Genomic DNA, 19,222 nt, shown 5'->3' with positions numbered 1-19,222 from the left:
CGCGCCGTCCCCGGCGGTCCGTCGTTACGGCACAATCGATCTCAGCGAAACGCGCTGACGCCGGTCAACGCCTCGCCGATGACGAGCTGGTGCACCTCCGAGGTGCCCTCGTAGGTCAGCACCGACTCGAGATTGTTGGCGTGCCGGATCACGGGATATTCCAGCGTGATCCCGTTGGCGCCCAGCAGCGTTCGGCACTGGCGCGCAATCTTGATGGCCTCGCGCACGTTGTTGAGCTTGCCGACGCTGACCTGCTCAGGTCTGATCTTCCCGTCGTCCTTCAGTCGACCCAGATGCAGCGCCAGGAGTTGTGCCTTTGCGAGTTCGACTGCCATGTCGGCGATCTTGGCCTGGGTCAGCTGATAGCCGGACAGCGGCTTGTCGAACACCTCACGGGTGGCGACGTAGTCCAGCGTCGCCTGCAGGCAGTCGCGGGCTGCCCCAACGGCCCCGAACACGATGCCGAACCGCGCCTCCGAAAGGCATGCCAGCGGCCCCGACAGTCCACGCGCCCCAGGCAGTTTCGCGTCGTCCGGCAGCCGGACGTCATCGAGGCTGAACTCCGAGGTGACCGAGGCCCGCAGCGACATCTTGTGCTTCATCTCGCGAGCACTGAAACCGGGCGTCGACGTCGGCACCACGAACCCGATCACGCCCTCGTCGGCACGCGCCCACACGATCGCCACGTCGGCGACCGATGCATTGGTGATCCACATCTTCGAGCCGTTCAGGACCCAGTCCGAGCCGTCGCGTCGCGCAGTCGTCCGCATACCGCCCGGATTGGACCCGAAGTCCGGCTCGGTGAGACCGAAGCAGCCGATCAGCTCGCCCGCTGCCATCCCTGGCAGCCACTGCTCGCGCTGCTCCTCGCTGCCCCAATGATGAATGGCGAACATCGCCAGCGATCCCTGGACCGACACCAGGCTGCGCAGGCCGCTGTCCACTGCCTCCAACTCCTGGCACACCAACCCGTACGCCGTCGCCGTCGACCCGCCGCAGCCGTAACCCTCCAGATGCATGCCCAGCAGGCCCAGCTTGCCGATTTCGACGGCGAGGTCGCGCACCGGTACCTCGCCCGTCTCGAACCATTCGGCGACGTGCGGACGCAGCCGTTGCTCGCCGAACTGGCGGACCATCGTGCGCAGCTCGAGATCCTCCGCGGTCAGCAGGGAGTCGAGGTCGAGAAGACTTTCGATCGTGGTGGACATGCTGTTTGTTCTACACCGGCGCTGGCATCGATCGGACACCGTTACCCTGATCGACGATGAGTGAGCAGCGTTCCAAGGCAGACGCCTACCGCGCCTACGGGCCGGCGACAAGGGCCATCCATGCCGGCTACCGGCCGGACCCCGCCACGGGTGCGGTCAACGCGCCGATCTACGCCAGTTCCACCTTCGCCCAAGACGGCGTCGGGGGTCTCCGCGGCGGGTTCGAATACGCCCGCACCGGCAACCCGACCCGATCGGCGCTGGAAGCGGGCCTGGCGGCCGTCGAGGGCGCGACGTTCGGGCGGGCGTTCAGCTCGGGCATGGCCGCCACCGACTGCACGCTGCGCGCCGTGCTGCGGCCCGGTGACCACGTGGTCATCCCCGACGACGCGTACGGCGGGACCTTTCGGCTGATCGACAAGGTGTTCACCCACTGGGGCATCACGCACACGCCGGTCGCGCTGTCCGACCTCGACGCGGTCCGCGGCGCGATCACGTCGGCCACCAAGCTGGTCTGGGTGGAGACGCCAACGAATCCGCTGCTGTCGATCGCCGACATCGCGGGCATCGCGGGCATCGCGGCGGCCGCCGGGGCGAAGGTCCTCGTCGACAACACCTTCGCCTCCCCGGCGCTGCAGCAGCCGCTGTCGCTCGGCGCTGACATCGTGCTGCACTCGACGACCAAGTACATCGGGGGGCACTCGGACGTCGTCGGCGGCGCATTGCTGACCAACGACGAGGCGCTCGACGACGCGTTCGCATTTCTGCAGAACGGTGCGGGCGCGGTGCCCGGCCCGTTCGATGCCTATCTGACGATGCGGGGGTTGAAGACGCTGGCGCTGCGCATGGAGCGGCACAGCGCGAACGCCGCCAAGGTCGCGGAGTTCCTCGCCGAGCACCCGGCGGTCGACACCGTCCTCTATCCCGGCCTGCCCAGCCATCCCAATCACGACGTGGCGGCGCGACAGATGAGTGGCTTCGGAGGCATGGTCTCCGCACGGCTCAAGGGTGGTCGCGACGCGGCACACCAATTGTGCGCTCGCACAGACATATTCATCCTCGCCGAGTCTCTCGGCGGTGTCGAGTCCTTGATCGAGCACCCCGGCGCCATGACGCACGCCTCCACGGCCGGTTCACAGCTCGAGGTGCCGGACGACCTCGTCCGACTGTCCGTCGGCATCGAAGACGAAGCGGATCTACTCGGTGACCTTGAGCAGGCGCTAGGGAAGCGCTGAGCGCAGCGCCGAGGCCGTGACAGCGAGGTTGACCTCGGCCAGGGCGGTTGGATATTCGTCGACCCAACTGCCGCTGGCGATTTCGGTGGCTCGCGCGTGCACCCACCGCCAGCCACGGTCGTTGAGGCTGAGCAACGCCCCGAGACCGTCCGCCGCATGCAGGACGGTGACGATCGCCGCCGTCGCCGGCGTGGGTGGCCGACGATCGAACAACGCCGACAACAGAGACGTCCTGGCCAACGTCACGCGGTCGCGGTTGGTCAGCGGCCATGCGTAGCGGCGGCTGAAGCGATTCGACGCCAGTCGCACCGGGCGGATCTGGCCCAGCCGCTCGAGATGCAGCGTCAGGTTCTCCTGGACGCCCCGCCCGAGCGCCGAGATCGCCCGCGCCGGCGAGAGCGCTCGACGCGCCAACAACTGGAACGCAGGCTCCACCACGGGGTCCGTCGGCCCCCCGGCGGCCAAGGCGACCAACCTGCCCGGCTCGACCGAGTCACCGGGTACGGCGGGCCGGATGCGGCAGGCGTACGCCAGATCCAGCAGAACCGCGGACGCCAACACCCGGTCGCGGCGCGCCCGCTCGAGAGCGGGTCGCGACGACGCGTTGTCGAGCAGCAGGAGGAATAAGTCCTCGGCGATCTGCGCCATGCAGAGGACCGTAGATCACCGGGTGACGATCAGGTGTGGTACGGCTCCGCGCTGAGCAGTTCCACCTCGACGGTGCTGCCGTTGGGCACGGTGTACGTGCACGTGTCGCCGACCTTGTGGTCGATCACCGCGCCACCCAGGGGGGACTTGGGGGAGTAGACCTCGAGCTTCCCGTCGGTCACGCCTTCCTGCCGCGTCCCGATGAGGAAGGTTTCCGTATCACCATCGGCGAACTTGACCTTGACGACGGAACCGGGCAACGCGACGCCGGACTGCTTGGGGGCCTCGCCGACCTTTGCGTTGTTCAGCAAGTCCTGCAGCTGACGGATGCGCGCCTCCTGCTGGCCCTGCTCTTCACGCGCGGCGTGGTAGCCGCCGTTCTCGCGGAGGTCGCCCTCTTCGCGACGGTCGTTGATCTCTGCGGCGATGACGGGTCGATTCGCGATGAGTTGCTCGAGCTCGGCCTTGAGCCGCTCGTTTGCCTCTTCGGTCAACCAGGTGACCTGGGTGTCGGTCATGTCGCGCTCCTGTCGTGGTCTCGCGCTGTCATGTGTGGATTGCCGCGATCGCAGGCGCATACCAGCGCGTTAAAGCAGCAATACACGGCTCCGTGAGGAACCGTGTACGCAGACCATGCTACCACCGCCGCGACGACTCGTTTTCACGTATTGGCTGTTCGGCGTTCGTTGAAAGGTTGCCAGCGAGCAAGTTCTCAGGGCGCCACCAGGTAGCTGGGGACGTCGGTTCCGCAGCCGTACACGTCGCCGATCACGGGCGGCTTGCTCGACTTCACGACCGTCGTCACCTGCACCGTCGTGCGAGGCGACGGGGGCACCAACACTTCGCGTCGTCCGGTCTCGCTGCCGTCGAGGGCACGGGCCCGCACGATGCACACGACGGGGCGCGACGGGTCGTCGCGAGTGACGCTGATCGTCACCTGCACCGTCTCGGCGTCCACAAGTCGATAGCCACTGAGCTCGCCCTTGACCTCACCCGCCCCCAGCCGCTGCGATCCGACGATCGCGATGGCCACGCCAGCCGCCACGATCAGCACGAACAGGACGATGGCCACCCGTCGGCGCGAGCCGCGGGAGAGACGTTCCCGCCCGTAGCGGGCCGCTGGACGCTCGATCATGAGATGTTTTGGAGCCTTAGAACGGTCTGCGTGGGTCTGGATTCGGGTCTGATTGGGATCGAACTACTGCGACTGGAACTATAGGACCAACCGAAACGGTTGAACCGTCACGATGATGGCGTCGGCGACCAGGCAACGATCAGGTAGGGCACACGTGAGCGAACTGCGTTTGATGGCGGTGCACGCGCACCCCGACGACGAGTCCAGCAAGGGTGCCGCGACGATGGCGCGATACGCCGACGAGGGCGTCCGGGTCAAGGTGGTGACGCTGACGGGCGGTGAGCGTGGCGACATCCTCAACCCCGCGATGGACCTGCCCGAGGTGCACGGCCGGATACACGAGATCCGGCGCGACGAGATGGCACGGGCTGCCGAGATCCTCGGCGTCGAGCAACAGTGGCTGGGGTTCATCGACTCAGGGCTGCCCGAGGGCGACCCGCTGCCCCCGCTGCCGGAGGGCTGCTTCGCGCTGGTGCCGCTGGCCGAGTCCACCGGACGGCTGGTCCAGGCGATCCGCGAGTTCAAGCCGCACGTGCTCACCACCTACGACGAGAACGGCGGTTATCCGCACCCCGACCACATCCGGTGCCACGAGGTGTCGATGGCCGCCTACGAAGCGGCCGCCGACCACGTGCTCTACCCGGAGGCGGGCGAGCCGTGGAGCGTCACCAAGCTCTACTACAACCACGGCTTCCTGCGGAAGCGGATGCAGCTCTTCCAGGACGAGTTCGCCAAGCACGGCGAGGTGGGTCCGTTCGAGAAGTGGCTCAAGGATTGGGATCCTGAGCTCGACGTCCTGGCGAATCGGATCACCACCCGGGTCGAGTGCGCCAAGTACTTCACGCAGCGCGACGAGGCATTGATCGCCCACGCCACGCAGATCGACCCGACGAGCTTCTTCTTCACCACACCCATGGAGTGGCAGCAGCGGCTGTGGCCGACCGAGGAGTATGAACTGGCGCGCTCCCGGGTTCCGGTGCAGCTGCCCGAGGACGACCTCTTCGCGGGGATCGACACGTGACCCACACCCTGGTCCTCATCGCGGGTGTCCTCGCCGAGGATGCCCCGAATGACACCGGGCCCGACTTCGGCAAGGCCAGCCCGCTCGGCCTCGTCGTGCTCGTATTGCTGCTGATCGGCACGTTCGCGCTGGTGTGGTCGATGAACAAGCACCTCAAGAAGCTTCCAGAGTCGTTCGATCCCGAGAACCCCGAACCGGACCAGGCGATCGACGACGGCACGGTGGGGCAACCCGGCGACCCTGGCGTTGCTCACGGCGGACGTCCAGACGGTGGGGGTTAGCACCCCAGGGGCGGCTGGATCTCCCGTCGCTTCGCTCGCCCTTGCGACCAGCCCGTACCTGCGTCAGCATGCCGACAATCCGGTGCATTGGCAGCAGTGGACGCCCGAGGCGTTGGCCGAGGCGGCCTCCCGCGACGTGCCGATCCTGTTGTCGATCGGCTACGCCGCGTGCCACTGGTGCCACGTGATGGCCCACGAATCGTTCTCCGACGATCAGGTCGCCGCCGTGATGAACGCCGGCTTCGTCTGCATCAAGGTGGATCGCGAGGAGCGCCCCGACCTCGACGCCGTCTACATGAGCGCCACCGTCGCGATGACGGGGCAGGGCGGCTGGCCGATGACGTGCTTCCTCACGCCGGACGGCAGACCGTTCTTCTGCGGCACGTACTACCCCAAGGCGGGTTTCCTGCAGCTGCTCGAGGCCGTACGCGACGCGTGGCGGCAGCGTCGCACCGAGGTCGAGCAGGCTTCCGACGAGATCACGGGCGAGCTGCGCTCGATGGCGGGCGGGCTGTCGGGCGGAGGGCCGGCGCTGGAGCCCGCGGTGTGCGATCACGCCGTTGCGAGCGTGCTGCGCGATGAAGACGTCGAGCGCGGCGGGTTCGGAACGGGGGCGCCGAAGTTCCCGCCGTCGGCCCTGCTGGAGGCGCTCCTGCGCAGCTACGAACGCACGGGCGCCGATGAGGTACTCGCCGCCGTCGGCCGGACTTGCGAGGCGATGGCGCGCGGCGGCATCTACGACCAACTGGCAGGCGGCTTCGCCCGCTACAGCGTGGACGCGTCCTGGGTGGTGCCGCACTTCGAGAAGATGCTCTACGACAACGCCCTGCTGCTGCGCGCGTACGCACACTGGGCCCGCCGGTCCGGAAATCCCTTGGCGCAGCAGGTCACCGACGACACGGCGAGGTTCATCGTCGACGTCCTTGGCGAGGGTGGCATGTTCACGTCGTCGCTGGACGCCGACACCGACGGCGTCGAGGGGCTTACCTACGTGTGGACGCCCCCTCAGCTGAGCGCCGTGCTCGGTGACGACGGAGACTGGGCCGCAACGCTATTCGGTGTCACCGCGGCCGGGACGTTCGAGCACGGTGCCTCCGTGCTGCAGCTGCCAGGCGACCCCGACTCGTCGAGCCGATTTCACCGTGCCCGCACCCGTCTGCTCGCCGCCCGGCTCGATCGCCCCCAGCCGGCCCGCGACGACAAGGTGGTCACGGCGTGGAACGGTTTCGCCATCACTGCGCTCGCCGAGGCATCCGTCGCGCTGGACCGCCCCGAATTGCTCGACGCCGCAACGCTTTGCGCGCGAACCATCCTCGACCTGCACCTCGTCGACGGCCGGCTGCGGCGGGCCAGCCTGGGCGGTCGGGTCGGTGACAGCGCGGCCATCCTCGAGGACTACGCGGCCCTGGCCACCGGACTGCTGACGCTATCGCAGGTCACGGGCGACGGGCAGTGGCTTGCGTCGGCGACCGGGCTGCTCGACGTCGCGCTCGACCACTTCGCCGATCCGGACCTCGAGGGGCGATGGTTCGACACCGCCGATGACGCCGAGCAACTGATGGTGCGGCCAGCCGATCCGATCGATGGCGCGACGCCGTCGGGCGCGGCCCTGATCACCGAGGCGTTGCAACTGGCGGCGCACCTCGTCGACCCCTCGCGGGCCGACCGGTACGCATCGACGGCGGCCGCCGCACTCGCCGCGGCGACGCCGATTCTGCTCAGGGCGCCGCGGTCGGGTGGGCATTGGTTGGCGGTCGCGGAGGCGGCGGTGCGCGGTCCCATCCAGATCGCGGTGTCCTGCGACAGCGCCGACTCCGAACTGCTCGCCGCCGCCAGATCGCTTGCGCCGGGCGGCGCCATCGTCGTCGGGGGAGCGGTGGACTCCTCGGAGTTGCTCGTCGGCCGTGACCGCGTCGGTGGCAAGGACGCCGCCTATGTGTGCCGCGGCCGCGTGTGCGACCTGCCGGTCACGACCGTCGGGGAACTCGCTGCCGCGTTGGGTGCTGCCGTGTAGCGTGCGGCTCATGCCGAGCGCGGAAGAGATCACCAAGACCGTCAACCGCTACATCGAGTTGGTCTCGAAGGGCACTGCCGACGAGATCGCCGACCTGTTCGCGTCCGACGCCACCGTGGAGGATCCCGTCGGCGGCGGGGAGATCCACATCGGCCGCCAGGCGATCCACGGCTTCTTCGCGAACGTCGCAGGCCTCGAACGCGAAGCCGAGCTGGTGACGCTCCGGGTGGCGGGGAACGAGGCAGCCTTTCAGTTCTGGATCAAGGTCGGCGGCGCGCTCATCGAGCCGATCGACGTGATGGTGTTCAACGATGCCGGCGAGGTGCAGGCGATGAAGTCGTACTGGAGCCCGGAGAGCGTCAGCCAGCTCTAGTGTCTTGGTGAGTTCGGCGCGTAAACGTTCGCGGGGGAACGGTTAACGCGCCGAGATCGCGTATTTGATCTCGGCAATGACTCGCTCGGGGTACTCGGTCAGGTCCAGCCAGGTGAAGCGGAGCACCTGCCAGCCCGCCAGCGTGATGGCATTTTGACGCACTCGGTCGTTGTGAAAGTCGTCGGAATCGCTGTGGAACGCCAGACCGTCCGTCTCCAGCGCAATCTTGGGTCCTGGGAAGCCAACGTCGACGCGGTATCCAGCGACGGGGTAGTTGGCCTTCCAGCCGTCGATGCCCGCATCCTCGATTAGCCGTAGCAGCACTCGCTCCGCTTCGGAACGCGCCCCGCCCTCAGCGGCTTGCAACAGGCGACGTGCGGCAGGCGATCCGTGGCGGCCCTTGTTGCGCAGGTGCGCGGCCCACAGTGATCTGAGGTCGACGTGACGTTGGAGGGCCGAATCCATCAACTTCGGTCCGCCGCCTCGTCGCACCGCGGCCTCGATCACGGTGAGTTCGATCGCGGTGACCCGCAACCCGCGCCGCTCGACGACGTCGGCACTCGCCAAGTCACGGCGGCGCACGCGCGACCCGTCGTGGCGTCGGCCATGGCTGTCGCGCGGCACCGTCACCTCAACGACGTCGGGCGCGTACTTCGTGACTCCGTGCCACCACGCTGCCGCCAACCCGCTGGCAACGGCTCGCTTGCCGTGGCCCCACACTGCCGCCCGGATTCGCGCCGCATCGGTGAACGGGCGGTCGGCGACGAAGTAGACGCTTGGCGCGCAGCGGCGCCACCGACCCAAACGGACCCGACGCCTGACGGCCTGTGCGCCAACGCCGAGATTGCGGGCCTGGGCCATCGTGATCACGCCGTCGTTGTCGCGAACATGGTCGTCGAGCATGTTCGATCTGACGCCAGCGAGGCTCCGGTGGTTCCGCGGTTGGTGATTTCGGCGCGCAAACTGTTCGCGGGCGAACGTATGCGCGCCGAAATCGCGAGAGAGCTAGCCAGAGAAGACGGCGAACCACATCGCGATGTAATGGCAGAGCGCGGCCACCGCCGTGCAGGCGTGGAAGAACTCGTGGTGCCCGAACGTCGTCGGCCACGGGTTGGGCCACTTGAGCCCGTAGAGCACCCCACCGATGCTGTAGAGCGCGCCACCGACGATCAGGAGCACCAGCGCCGCGACGCCAGCGCCGTGCATGATCGGCACGATGAAGAACGCCGCGACCCAGCCGAGCAGGAGGTACAGCGGAACGCCGACCCACCTTGGCGCCGACGGCCAGAACATCTTGAGGAAGACGCCGGCGATCGCACCGGCCCAGACGATCCAGAACAGGACCATCCCCTGGTTGGACGGCAGGGCCAGCAGCGCGAACGGGGTATAGCTGCCCGCAATGAACAGGAAGATCATCGAGTGATCGAGGCGCTTCATCCACTTGCGCTTCGTCGGTGACACCCACGTCACCCGGTGATAGGTGGCGCTGACGGCGAACATCGCGACGATCGTCAACGTGTACAGAAGCGTGGCGAGGCCGGCGCGGGTGCCCTCAAGCGCCCACGACACCGACACCAGCGCGGCACCCGCAATGAACGCGACGACCGCCGAGTAAAGGTGGATCCAGCCGCGGGCACGTGGTCTGCCGAGGAACTGGGCGACCCCGTCGACGACGGCCGCGGGGAAGTCCTCGGCTTCGGCGTAGACGCGTGGCGGTGGCTGCTGAGCCTCGTCGGCGACGCCGTCGTAAATGGTGTCTCCGTCAGCGGAATCGGTGCGGCGGTCGACGCTCGCCATTGTCACCTCCACTAACTGGCACCACTAACTGGCATGGGGCCACCCGTCGTCCACAGTAGTCTGGATCCTCGTGGAGATCATTCCCCCGCGGCTCAAGGAACCGGCCTACCGGCTCTACGAGATGCGGCTTCGTCAGGAGCTGGCGCAGGCCAAATCTCAACTGCCGCGACACATCGCGGTGCTGTGCGACGGCAACCGGCGCTGGGCCCGTGACGAAGGTCACGACGACGTCAGTTACGGCTACCGGATGGGCGCAGCAAAGATCGCCGAAATGTTGCGCTGGGCACAGGAAGCCGGTGTCGAGATGGCGACGGTCTACCTGCTCTCGACCGAGAACCTGCAACGCGACCCCACCGAGTTGGCGTCGCTCATCGACATCATCACCGACGTCGTCGAGGAGATCTGCGCTCCGGTGAACCAGTGGAGCGTCCGCACGGTCGGCGACCTCGAGTTGCTCGGCGAGGAGCCTGCCCGGCGGCTGCGCGACGCCGTCGACAGCGCCGTTGGCGCACGCAAGGGCGCCTTCCACGTCAACGTCGCCGTCGGCTATGGCGGGCGGCAGGAGATCGCCGACGCGGTGCGTGCCCTGTTGAGCAAGGAAGTCGCCAACGGCGCGACGGCCGAGCAGTTGATCGAGTCGGTCACCGTCGAGGCCATCTCCGAAAATCTGTACACCTCGGGGCAACCCGATCCCGACCTCGTCATCAGGACGTCGGGGGAGCAGCGGCTGTCGGGATTCCTGCTGTGGCAGAGCGCCTATTCGGAGATGTGGTTCACCGAGGCGCACTGGCCGGCGTTTCGTCGCGTCGACTTCATGCGCGCCTTGCGCGACTACACCCTGCGGCACCGCCGATACGGTCGCTGACCTTCCTCGGCACGGCCGGTTCGCATGAAAGACTGAGCACGTGGCTGCGCTGTCCGCAGTGGTGTTCGCCCTGAGCTGGTGGCTCGGGCTGTATCTGCTGGCCCGCGACCCTCGCAAGCCGGTGCTCGTGCTCGCCGCAATCGGACTGACGAGCTTCGCCGTCGTCGTTGCCCTCGACGCGGTCCGCCTGTCGAGTGGGGCGCATGACGCGCTGAGCCACGTCGAGGTCTACCTCGTCGTGGTGCCCGGAATTGCGTGGTGTGCGGTGTTGCTCGAACTGTCGCGGCCCAGCGACACGTGGCGCGGCCGGGCGGCGGAGTTGCTCGCGGTGGCTGTGGTCGCCGGGCTCGCCCTGGCGGGCGCCGCGATGGCCGGCGGGGTCAACGGTCCACTGCGCCTTGGTCACTGGGTGATGTTCGCGGTGATCTCGTTTGCCACCCTCGGCGCGATGGTGAAGGCGCTGACCGCTGGCCGCAGACCACGCTCGGTGACCGGCGTGGCCGTCGTCGCGACGCTGTTCTTCGCGCTCGGCAACGCGATTCTGATCATTCCGTTGGGGTTGGTCCCCAGCTGGCTTGCGCTGGCGTCCACCGGGTTCGACGTTCTGCTGCTCGGCGTCGCGGTCGCGCTGTGGGACGCGTTCGATGAGGGCCAGGCGTTACGGGCCGACATGCTGCGGTCGTTCAGCGGCAGCGTCGTCGTCGCTGTGCTGTTCGGCGGGCAGGTGCTCGTCGGCATGGCCGTCACCGACGAGAACGCGGCGCTGTCGGTACTGCTGTTCACCACCCTCGCCGTGGCGATCGGGATCAATGTCATGGCCGACCCGCTCGCGGGTCTGCTGGATCGATTGGCGTTCTCCAGATCCCCCCGGCTGCGCGCCGACCGCGCCGAGTTGCGTCGCACGGAGGCCGCGCTGCCACTGCGGTCGGAGAGTCCACTCGACGGCGTCGACGACGAGACGTTCATCCGACTCACCCGTCGCGCGCTCGGGCACTACGGGGACCTGTCCAAGCTGGTCGCGAGCCCGCTGACGGCGCTGCCGATTCTCGACGAGCGGTTGGCCCGACGCGGCGCACCCGATCAGCCCCTTGAGCGCGCCAACGAACTTCGGGCATTGCTCGCCGACCGCATCGCCGCCCTCAAGCCGCGCGACGGCGGCGACTTCGGCACCACCGAGCAGTGGCGCCACTACAACTCGCTGTACTTCCCGTACGTGGCCGGGGTGCGGGCGTATGCCCAGAACGCGACCGCGGCGGGACTCGACCCCGTCGCGCGCCAGGCCTGGCAGTGGTTCGTCACCGAGGTGCCGCAGCGCTCGCTGCACAACTGGCAGAACGCAGCGGCGCGCGTGATAGCGGCGGACCTTCGCGGCACCCCGGTGTCCGCCTCGTCGTAGAGGTCTGACCTGCGCTTGGCAGTGCTTGGCAGCATTGTGCGTCGATCTGGCAGCGGCCGCTGAGCATCGTTGGTGGTGCCCACCTCCCCAACGACGAGGAGCCAGCCATGACCGCCACCGTCACCACCCGCCCGCTGTACGACAGTTCGGACTCACTCCTGCGCTTCGCGATCCGCGTCGACGCCACGGCGTGCGCGGGCCTCGGCTTGCTCGTCGCGATGGCCGCCGATCCGCTCTCCCGACTGTCGGGTCTGTCGGCCGTCTCCGAGTGGATCGCGGGCGCCGCGCTGGTGGCCTACGGCGTGGGGCTGTACGTCATGGCCGCCGTGCCCTTCGTCCGCACGGTCGGGATCGGCATCGTCGTCGCCAACGTGACCTTCGCGGTTGCGGCGGTCGGCGTCCTGGCGGCGGGGATGCTGCCGCTGACCTCCGCGGGCGTCGTGATGATGCTCGGCACCGTCGCGGCCACGCTCGGCCTGGCGTACGTCCAGTACCTCGGAGTGCGCCGGCTGGCGTAGCTCCGTGAAAACCGGTGCGAGGCCGTGCCCGCGAGAGGTCACGGCGTGCGGCCCCGCACCGGTCCCGCAACAACCCAGAAACCAAGTCGAAGGGAAGATCCATGACCACAATCACTGCGCCCGCCACCAAGGACGCGTTCCTGCGCTTCGCGATGCGTCTGGACGCCGTGCTCACCGGACTCGTCGGCATCGTGGGGCTCGCGGTCGCGCCGTGGCTCGCCGAGTTGTCCGGAACGACACCCGCGATCGAGTACTCGATGGCCGCCTTCTTCGTCGTCTACGGCGCGGTGGTGTTCGGGCTATCGCGGCTGGCATCGGTGCGTGGTGCGGGCATCGGCGTGATGGTCGCAAACGTCGTCTACACGGCGGCGGCGATTGCGGTGGTCCTTGCGGGCGTCGTGTCGCTGACCACGATGGGCGTCGCGCTCACCCTGGGCAGTGGCGTCTACACGCTGGTGATGGCCGACTTGCAGTACGTCGGGGTGCGCCGGATGCGCGGCTAGAGCTTGCGCAGGCGTAACCGATTGATCGAGTGGTCGGCGTCCTTGCGCAGCACCAACGTCGCGCGGGGTCGCGTTGGCAGGATGTTCTCGATGAGGTTGGGACGGTTGATCGAATGCCAGATGTCGCGGGCGGCGAAGACGGCCTGCTCGTCGGTCAACGTGGAGTAGTGGTGGAAGTGTGATTGCGGGTCGGCGAAGGCGCCTGCGCGCATCGCCAGGAAGCGCGAGACGTACCAGCCCTCGATGTCCTCGATGCGCGCGTCGACGTAGACGGAGAAGTCGAACAGATCGGACACCATCAGCGCAGGCCCGGTCTGCAGCACGTTGAGACCCTCGAGGATGAGGATGTCGGGGTGCTTGATCTCCAACATCTCGCTGGGGACGATGTCGTACAGCAGGTGGCTGTACACCGGTGCGCTCACCTGGTCGGAGCCGGACTTGACCGCCGTGACGAATCGCATCAACGCCCGTCGGTCGTAGCTTTCGGGGAAACCCTTGCGGTGCATCAGGTTTCGCCGCAATAGCTCGGCGTTCGGGTAGAGGAAGCCGTCGGTGGTGACGAGGTCGACCCGAGGGTGGTGTTCCCAGCGGGCCAGCAGCGCCTGCAGCACGCGTGCGGTGGTCGACTTGCCGACCGCGACGCTGCCCGCCACTCCGATGACGAAGGGCACCGGCCGGTCGGGGTTCTGTTGCGGTTCGCCGAGGAACTGGGCCGTCGTCGCGAACAACGCCTGCCGCGCAGCTACCTGGAGATGGATCAACCTCGCCAGCGGGAGATAGACCTCTTCGACCTCGAGAAGGTCGAGTTGTTCACCGAGACCGCGGAGGCCGAGGAGTTCGTCCTCGGTGAGTTTCAAGGGCGTCGACATACGCAGCGAACGCCATTGACTCCGGTCGAACTCGACGTACGGACTCGGCTCGCTCGTCCGCGCCATGCGCTTAGTCTTGCATTTACGGTTGTGGGTATGGACTCCGGTATGGCCTCAGACACCTTGATTCGCGAGTATCTGCTCCTCGGGCTCAGGTTCGACCGCATCGAAGAGGGTTACGTCGACTCGTTCACCGGTGACCCCGCGCTGCGCGCCGAGGTGCGGGCAGAGCCGCCGCCGGACCCGGCCGATCTCGCCAGGCAGGCGGAACGGCTGATCGCCGAACTGCCCGGTGCCGACGGTCTTGGCGCGCAGCGGTCGGACTACCTCGCGGCCCACCTGCGGGCGCTCGCATGCGCGGGACGCAAGTTCGCGGGCGAGGACGTCGGCTTCGTGCAGGAGGTGCACGACTACTTCGACGTCGACATCGTCAAGGGTGACCCCGACAGGTACCGCGAGGCCCACCGCAAGCTCGACGAGGCGCTCGGCGGAAGCGGTCCACTTGCCGACCGGATGCAGGCCTACCGCACCGGCGAGGAGATCCCGCCCGAGCGCCTCGAGGAGTGCATCTACGCGTTCTCCAGCGCGTTGCGCGACCGGGTGCGCGCCGAGTTCCCGTTGCCCGACGCCGAGACCATCAACTACGAGATCGTCACCGACAAGCCGTGGTCGGGCTTCAACTACTACGAGGGTGACTACCGCTCGACGGTCGCCGTCAACGCGGATCTCAAGCAACAGATGTCGAACCTTCCCCGGCTCGTCGCCCACGAGTCCTACCCGGGCCACCACACCGAGCACTGCCGCAAGGAGGTGGGGCTGGTGGCGGGGCAAAATCAGACCGAGCAGACGATCTTCCTCGTCAACACCCCGCAGTGCCTGATGGCCGAGGGTCTGGCCGACCTCGCCCTCTATGCGGCGATCGGCCCCAACTGGGGTGCGTGGGCCACGGAGATCTACGCCGATCTGGGCCTGCGGTTCGACGGTGAACGCGCCGAGGCGGTGTCGTCGGCGGCGGCCGCGCTTGCCGACGTGCGTCAGGACGCGGCACTGATGCTGCACGACGAGCACCGCGACGTGGACGACGTCGTCGCGTTCCTGCAGCAGTGGCAGCTGACCAGCGACACCCGTGCCCGTCAGTCGCTGCGGTTCCTGTCGTCGCCGCTGTGGCGGGCCTACACGAGCACCTACGTCGAGGGGTACCGACTGTTGCGTGGATGGCTCGAGGCGCGGCCCGCCGAGGTCACGCTGACCGAGCGGTTCGGACGGCTGCTCGACGAGCCACTGGTGCCGTCGGTGCTGCGCGCCGACGTCGCGTAGCCAACGCGACCGCTTGGATCCACGCCGGCCGGACGTGTATCAAACCGCACAGTGAGGGCGTGAGTGAGCGGCGATCGCGGGGTTTACGCTGGTGTCATGACCGCAGACTCAGTCACCACACCTGCTCCCGCGCTCGGCGCCGAGTACGCCGAGACCGCGAGCTCCGCCTACCAGTCCGCTTTGCAGGTGATCGAGTCCGTCGAACCTCGCATCGCCGCCGCAACCCGCAAAGAGCTTGCCGATCAGCGTGATTCGCTCAAGCTGATCGCCAGCGAGAACTACGCCTCGCCTGCCGTGCTGCTGACGATGGGCACCTGGTTCTCCGACAAGTACGCCGAGGGCACCATCGGGCACCGCTTCTACGCCGGCTGTCAGAACGTCGACACCGTCGAGGCCCTCGCCGCCGAGCACGCCCGGGAGCTGTTCGGTGCGCCGTATGCCTACGCCCAGCCGCACTCCGGCATCGACGCGAACCTCGTCGCCGACTGGGCGATCCTCAACACTCGGGTGGAGACGCCGGGGCTCGCCGAACTCGGCGCCAAGAGCGTCAACGATCTCTCCGAGGCCGACTGGGAGACGCTTCGCGGCAAGCTGGGCAACCAGCGGTTGATGGGCATGTCGCTCGATGCAGGCGGCCACCTCACCCACGGGTTCCGGCCCAACATCAGCGGCAAGATGTTCCACCAGCGCAGCTACGGCACCGATCCCGAAACCGGGCTGCTCGACTACGCGAAGGTCGCCGCCGCGGCCCGCGAGTTCAAGCCGCTGGTCCTGGTCGCAGGCTATTCGGCGTACCCGCGGCGGGTGAACTTCGCCAAGATGCGCGAGATCGCCGACGAGGTCGGCGCCACGTTCATGGTCGACATGGCCCACTTCGCCGGGCTGGTCGCGGGCAAGGTCTTCACCGGCGACGAGGATCCGGTGCCGCACGCGCACGTCACCACGACGACGACGCACAAGTCGCTGCGCGGTCCGCGCGGCGGCCTCGTGCTGGCCACCGCCGAGTACTCGGACGCCGTCGACAAGGGCTGCCCGATGGTGCTCGGTGGACCGTTGTCCCACGTCATGGCGGCCAAGGCCGTCGCACTCGCCGAGGCGCGTCAGCCGTCGTTCCAGGCGTACGCCCAGAGCGTCGCCGACAACGCCAAGGCTCTGGCCGACGGGTTCCTGACGCGCGGAGCGCGGCTGGTCACCGGCGGCACCGACAACCACATCGTGCTGCTCGACGTGACGTCGTTCGGCCTCACCGGACGCCAGGCCGAGTCCGCTCTGCTCGACGCTGGCGTCGTCACCAACCGCAACTCGATCCCGGCCGACCCGAACGGTGCCTGGTACACCAGCGGCATCCGGTTCGGCACCCCCGCGTTGACCAGTCGAGGCTTCGGGGCCGGTGACTTCGACCGCGTCGCCGAGCTGGTCGTCGAGGTGCTGAAGAACACCCAGCCGGAGGGTTCGTCCAAGGCGAAGTACAAGCTGGCCGACGGCACCGCCGACCGCGTGCACGCCGCGTCGGCAGAGCTGTTGACCGCCAATCCGCTGTACCCGGGCCTGACTCTCTAGTCTCGGCGACACGCGCCGCGCGATTTCGGGGAACGTGTGTCGACGGGTTACAGTTAGTTTCATGGCAGAGAAGCCCGTAGCCAACGCGCTGACGCTGGATCTTGAACCCGTCGTGCAGGAGAACCTGGCCCGTCACATCGCGACCGAGGAACTCTGGTACGCGCACGACTACGTGCCATTCGACCAGGGCGAGAACTTTGCGTTCCTCGGCGGCACGGACTGGGATCCGTCGTCGGTGACGCTGCCCCAGGCCATCACGGATGCCCTCGAGATCCTGCTGATCGTGAAGGACAACCTCGCCGGTTATCACCGCGAACTCGTCGAGCACTTCATCCTCGACGACAAGTGGGGCCGTTGGATCGGGCGCTGGACCGCCGAGGAGCACCTGCACGCGATCGCGTTGCGCAACTACCTCGTCGTCACGCGCGAGATCGATCCGTCCGCGAACGAGGACGTCCGCGTCGAGCACGTGATGAAGGGCTACCGCGCCGACACGTACAGCCAGCTCGAGACGCTGGCCTACATGGCGATGATGGAACGGGAGCACGCCGTGTTCTGCCGCAATCTGCAGGCGCAGATCACCGAGCCCGTCCTGCAGCGGATGGTCGGTCGCATCGCCAGGGACGAGGAGCGCCACGAGGAGTTCTTCGCCAACCTGGTCGCCCACTGCCTGACCGAGTCGCGCGACGAGACCATCGCCGCCATCGCCCGCCGCGCCGCGGGCCTGCAAGCCCTCGGGGCCGACATCGACGCCTATCAAGCCAAGTTGGCAGTGGTCGCCGAAGCCGGAATCTTCGGCGAGGCAACGCTGCGCAAGGTGATCGCCGATCGGCTGTCCGACTGGGGTGTTGCGGACGCTCCCGAACTCGCGGAATTGGTGTCCAGTTAGTTAACGGACTGGACACATTCGGGTCACGGCGCGCCTGCACGGCGCAATCCTCGCGGCGGGAGTAGCGTCGCACTCGATGGCCGACATGCTCTGCTATCCGGGCGGTATCCGTCGTTTCGACGAAGACGGGACCGGCCCCGGTCCTGGTACCGCGGTATCCACCGAGGGAGTTCGTGCGGTGCCGCACGGGCCTAGGAGCGTCCCGTGACTGAAGTGGCCGGCTGGACCCCAGTTCGTACCTATGTGCTCGACACCTCCGTGCTGTTGTCCGATCCGTGGGCATGCAACCGGTTTGCCGAACACGAAGTCGTCGTCCCCCTCGTGGTCATCAGCGAGCTGGAGGCCAAGCGGCACCATCACGAGCTGGGCTGGTTCGCGCGCCAGGCGTTGCGCATGTTCGACGATCTCCGGCTCGAGCACGGCCGCCTCGATCAGCCGATTCCCATTGGCACACAGGGCGGTACGCTCCAGATCGAATTGAATCACAGCGATCCGACGGTGCTCCCGGCCGGCTTCCGGACCGATACCAACGACGCCCGCATCCTGACCTGTGCAGCCAACCTGGCTGCCGAGGGCAAGCTCGTCACGCTGGTCAGCAAGGACATTCCGCTGCGGGTCAAGGCGGGCGCGGTCGGCCTGCCCGCCGACGAGTACCACGCCCAGGACGTCGTGACGTCCGGCTGGACCGGCATGGCCGAGGTCGACGTGGCCGCAGAGGAGATCGACGCGCTGTTCAACGACGGCGAGATCGACCTGGAAGACGCCCGTAACCTGCCGTGCCACACCGGAATTCGGCTCCTCGGCGGCAACTCACACGCCCTGGGGCGGGTGAACGCGGAGAAGCGCGTCCAGCTGGTCCGTGGTGATCGCGAGGTGTTCGGCCTCCGGGGAAGGTCAGCCGAACAACGCGTCGCCCTCGATCTGCTGCTCGACGAGTCGGTCGGCATCGTCTCCCTCGGCGGCAAGGCGGGCACCGGGAAGTCGGCCCTGGCCCTGTGTGCGGGCCTGGAGGCGGTGCTCGAACGTCGTACGCAGCGCAAGGTCGTCGTCTTCCGCCCGCTGTACGCCGTCGGCGGTCAGGACCTTGGTTACCTGCCCGGTAGCGAGAGCGAGAAGATGGGCCCGTGGGCGCAGGCCGTCTTCGACACCCTGGAGGGGCTGGCCAGCCCGGCCGTGCTCGAAGAGGTGCATGCCCGCGGGATGCTGGAGGTGCTGCCTCTGACCCACATTCGCGGCCGCTCCCTTCATGACTCGTTCGTCATCGTCGACGAGGCCCAGTCACTGGAGCGCAACGTGCTCCTGACGGTCCTGTCGCGCCTCGGTGCCGGCTCGCGCGTTGTCCTCACCCACGACGTCGCGCAGCGCGACAACCTGCGCGTGGGCAGGCACGACGGCGTCGCCGCGGTGATCGAGAAGTTGAAGGGACACCCGCTGTTCGCCCACATCACGCTGCTTCGCAGCGAACGATCGCCGATCGCCGCGCTGGTGACCGAGATGCTGGAGGAGTTCAGCCCAGACGCTCTTCCGTGACGCGGTGCTCGGACCGGTGATCAGCTGACCCCGGTAAGCTGCGCGCGTGTCGAAGCGACGTGA

Annotated in this window: 20 protein-coding genes; 13 read left to right on the top strand and 7 right to left on the bottom strand. The window is 67.8% G+C overall.

The genetic code is table 11. The features are described 5' to 3' along the window. Positions 1 to 41: 41 nt before the first annotated feature. Complete coding sequence (locus ABW137_RS18535; RefSeq protein WP_526402597.1) at positions 42 to 1,208, bottom strand: acyl-CoA dehydrogenase family protein; 1,167 nt, start codon at positions 1,206 to 1,208, stop codon at positions 42 to 44. A gap of 56 nt (positions 1,209 to 1,264) precedes the next feature. Between ABW137_RS18535 and ABW137_RS18530 the strand changes: the two genes are divergently transcribed. Continuing rightward, complete coding sequence (locus ABW137_RS18530; protein ID WP_526402595.1) at positions 1,265 to 2,443, top strand: cystathionine gamma-synthase; 1,179 nt, start codon at positions 1,265 to 1,267, stop codon at positions 2,441 to 2,443. On the opposite strand, the gene ABW137_RS18525 is transcribed toward ABW137_RS18530, so the two are convergent. The 3 genes from ABW137_RS18525 to ABW137_RS18515 form a co-directional block, all read right to left on the bottom strand. Further along, positions 2,429 to 3,091 carry a GPP34 family phosphoprotein gene (locus ABW137_RS18525; RefSeq protein WP_526402593.1) on the bottom strand — a complete coding sequence of 221 codons (663 nt, stop codon included), beginning with the start codon at positions 3,089 to 3,091 and terminating at the stop codon, positions 2,429 to 2,431. The genes ABW137_RS18530 and ABW137_RS18525 overlap by 15 nt on opposite strands. Positions 3,092 to 3,120: 29 nt before the next feature. After that, the gene (gene greA / locus ABW137_RS18520; protein WP_526402591.1) at positions 3,121 to 3,609 is read right to left on the bottom strand and encodes a transcription elongation factor GreA; all 489 of its coding nucleotides are present in this window, start codon (positions 3,607 to 3,609) and stop codon (positions 3,121 to 3,123) included. Positions 3,610 to 3,803: 194 nt separating this feature from the next. Then, the gene (locus ABW137_RS18515) at positions 3,804 to 4,226 is read right to left on the bottom strand and encodes a DUF4307 domain-containing protein (RefSeq protein WP_526402589.1); all 423 of its coding nucleotides are present in this window, start codon (positions 4,224 to 4,226) and stop codon (positions 3,804 to 3,806) included. A gap of 154 nt (positions 4,227 to 4,380) precedes the next feature. Here ABW137_RS18515 and mca point away from each other — a divergent pair, with 154 nt between their 5' ends. The 4 genes from mca to ABW137_RS18495 are packed head-to-tail and all read left to right on the top strand — an operon-like array spanning position 4,381 to position 7,915. Then, entirely contained in the window at positions 4,381 to 5,247 is an 867-nt protein-coding gene (gene mca / locus ABW137_RS18510) for a mycothiol conjugate amidase Mca (protein WP_526402587.1), read from the top strand. After that, complete coding sequence (locus ABW137_RS18505) at positions 5,244 to 5,528, top strand: hypothetical protein (protein ID WP_526402585.1); 285 nt, start codon at positions 5,244 to 5,246, stop codon at positions 5,526 to 5,528. The genes mca and ABW137_RS18505 overlap by 4 nt, the downstream gene beginning before the upstream one ends. After that, a complete protein-coding gene (locus tag ABW137_RS18500; RefSeq protein WP_526402583.1) occupies positions 5,518 to 7,542 on the top strand; it encodes a thioredoxin domain-containing protein in 2,025 nt (674 codons plus the stop codon). Before ABW137_RS18505 ends, ABW137_RS18500 begins: the two co-directional genes overlap by 11 nt. Positions 7,543 to 7,552: 10 nt before the next feature. After that, positions 7,553 to 7,915 carry a nuclear transport factor 2 family protein gene (locus ABW137_RS18495; protein ID WP_526402581.1) on the top strand — a complete coding sequence of 121 codons (363 nt, stop codon included), beginning with the start codon at positions 7,553 to 7,555 and terminating at the stop codon, positions 7,913 to 7,915. 42 nt (positions 7,916 to 7,957) lie between these two features. On the opposite strand, the gene ABW137_RS18490 is transcribed toward ABW137_RS18495, so the two are convergent. Then, on the bottom strand, positions 7,958 to 8,818 hold the full coding sequence (locus ABW137_RS18490) for a PDDEXK-like endonuclease domain-containing protein (RefSeq protein ID WP_526402579.1): 861 nt from the start codon (positions 8,816 to 8,818) through the stop codon (positions 7,958 to 7,960). Between the two features lie 102 nt (positions 8,819 to 8,920). Next, positions 8,921 to 9,712 (bottom strand): PAQR family membrane homeostasis protein TrhA, encoded by a 792-nt coding sequence (gene trhA / locus ABW137_RS18485; RefSeq protein WP_526402577.1) that lies wholly within the window; start codon positions 9,710 to 9,712, stop codon positions 8,921 to 8,923. 70 nt (positions 9,713 to 9,782) lie between these two features. On the opposite strand from trhA, the gene ABW137_RS18480 reads away from it, so the two are divergent. The 4 genes from ABW137_RS18480 (at position 9,783) to ABW137_RS18465 (ending at position 12,994) form a co-directional block, all read left to right on the top strand. After that, positions 9,783 to 10,577, top strand: a complete 795-nt coding sequence (locus ABW137_RS18480; RefSeq protein ID WP_526402575.1) for a (2Z,6E)-farnesyl diphosphate synthase — start codon at positions 9,783 to 9,785, stop codon at positions 10,575 to 10,577. A 40-nt stretch (positions 10,578 to 10,617) separates the two neighbouring features. Beyond that, the gene (locus tag ABW137_RS18475) at positions 10,618 to 11,973 is read left to right on the top strand and encodes a hypothetical protein (RefSeq protein WP_526402573.1); all 1,356 of its coding nucleotides are present in this window, start codon (positions 10,618 to 10,620) and stop codon (positions 11,971 to 11,973) included. Between the two features lie 107 nt (positions 11,974 to 12,080). Next, positions 12,081 to 12,491 carry a hypothetical protein gene (locus ABW137_RS18470; RefSeq protein ID WP_526402572.1) on the top strand — a complete coding sequence of 137 codons (411 nt, stop codon included), beginning with the start codon at positions 12,081 to 12,083 and terminating at the stop codon, positions 12,489 to 12,491. Between the two features lie 101 nt (positions 12,492 to 12,592). Then, positions 12,593 to 12,994 carry a hypothetical protein gene (locus ABW137_RS18465; protein WP_526402570.1) on the top strand — a complete coding sequence of 134 codons (402 nt, stop codon included), beginning with the start codon at positions 12,593 to 12,595 and terminating at the stop codon, positions 12,992 to 12,994. Here the strand turns inward: ABW137_RS18465 and coaA are convergent. Then, positions 12,991 to 13,929 carry a type I pantothenate kinase gene (gene coaA, locus ABW137_RS18460; RefSeq protein WP_526402568.1) on the bottom strand — a complete coding sequence of 313 codons (939 nt, stop codon included), beginning with the start codon at positions 13,927 to 13,929 and terminating at the stop codon, positions 12,991 to 12,993. The two genes, ABW137_RS18465 and coaA, sit on opposite strands and share 4 nt — an antisense overlap. Positions 13,930 to 13,959: 30 nt before the next feature. On the opposite strand from coaA, the gene ABW137_RS18455 reads away from it, so the two are divergent. The 4 genes from ABW137_RS18455 to phoH2 all read left to right on the top strand — a co-directional run bounded on the left by ABW137_RS18455 (position 13,960) and on the right by phoH2 (position 19,159). Further along, a complete protein-coding gene (locus ABW137_RS18455; RefSeq protein ID WP_526402566.1) occupies positions 13,960 to 15,180 on the top strand; it encodes a DUF885 domain-containing protein in 1,221 nt (406 codons plus the stop codon). A gap of 96 nt (positions 15,181 to 15,276) precedes the next feature. Continuing rightward, positions 15,277 to 16,740 (top strand): glycine hydroxymethyltransferase, encoded by a 1,464-nt coding sequence (locus ABW137_RS18450; protein WP_526402564.1) that lies wholly within the window; start codon positions 15,277 to 15,279, stop codon positions 16,738 to 16,740. 61 nt (positions 16,741 to 16,801) lie between these two features. Further along, a complete protein-coding gene (locus ABW137_RS18445; RefSeq protein ID WP_526402562.1) occupies positions 16,802 to 17,629 on the top strand; it encodes an acyl-ACP desaturase in 828 nt (275 codons plus the stop codon). A 213-nt stretch (positions 17,630 to 17,842) separates the two neighbouring features. Beyond that, positions 17,843 to 19,159, top strand: a complete 1,317-nt coding sequence (phoH2, locus tag ABW137_RS18440; RefSeq protein ID WP_526402599.1) for an RNA 5'-3' helicase PhoH2 — start codon at positions 17,843 to 17,845, stop codon at positions 19,157 to 19,159. The last annotated feature ends 63 nt before the right edge of the window (positions 19,160 to 19,222 follow it).

It is taken from the genome of Mycobacterium sp. (assembly GCF_040509115.1).
In the GTDB taxonomy this organism is placed as follows: domain Bacteria; phylum Actinomycetota; class Actinomycetes; order Mycobacteriales; family Mycobacteriaceae; genus Mycobacterium.
The sequence above is the reverse complement of the archived record's forward strand: the minus strand, read 5'-3'. Positions and strand labels throughout refer to the sequence as shown.

Coding starts and splice junctions, on each gene's coding strand:
- ABW137_RS18535 (WP_526402597.1), bottom strand. CDS start 1,208: ATGTCCACCACGATCGAAAGTCTTCTCGACCTCGACTCCCTGCTGACC.
- ABW137_RS18530 (WP_526402595.1), top strand. CDS start 1,265: ATGAGTGAGCAGCGTTCCAAGGCAGACGCCTACCGCGCCTACGGGCCG.
- ABW137_RS18525 (WP_526402593.1), bottom strand. CDS start 3,091: ATGGCGCAGATCGCCGAGGACTTATTCCTCCTGCTGCTCGACAACGCG.
- greA (WP_526402591.1), bottom strand. CDS start 3,609: ATGACCGACACCCAGGTCACCTGGTTGACCGAAGAGGCAAACGAGCGG.
- ABW137_RS18515 (WP_526402589.1), bottom strand. CDS start 4,226: ATGATCGAGCGTCCAGCGGCCCGCTACGGGCGGGAACGTCTCTCCCGC.
- ABW137_RS18495 (WP_526402581.1), top strand. CDS start 7,553: ATGCCGAGCGCGGAAGAGATCACCAAGACCGTCAACCGCTACATCGAG.
- ABW137_RS18490 (WP_526402579.1), bottom strand. CDS start 8,818: ATGCTCGACGACCATGTTCGCGACAACGACGGCGTGATCACGATGGCC.
- trhA (WP_526402577.1), bottom strand. CDS start 9,712: ATGGCGAGCGTCGACCGCCGCACCGATTCCGCTGACGGAGACACCATT.
- ABW137_RS18470 (WP_526402572.1), top strand. CDS start 12,081: ATGACCGCCACCGTCACCACCCGCCCGCTGTACGACAGTTCGGACTCA.
- ABW137_RS18465 (WP_526402570.1), top strand. CDS start 12,593: ATGACCACAATCACTGCGCCCGCCACCAAGGACGCGTTCCTGCGCTTC.
- coaA (WP_526402568.1), bottom strand. CDS start 13,929: ATGGCGCGGACGAGCGAGCCGAGTCCGTACGTCGAGTTCGACCGGAGT.
- ABW137_RS18455 (WP_526402566.1), top strand. CDS start 13,960: ATGGACTCCGGTATGGCCTCAGACACCTTGATTCGCGAGTATCTGCTC.
- ABW137_RS18450 (WP_526402564.1), top strand. CDS start 15,277: ATGACCGCAGACTCAGTCACCACACCTGCTCCCGCGCTCGGCGCCGAG.
- ABW137_RS18445 (WP_526402562.1), top strand. CDS start 16,802: ATGGCAGAGAAGCCCGTAGCCAACGCGCTGACGCTGGATCTTGAACCC.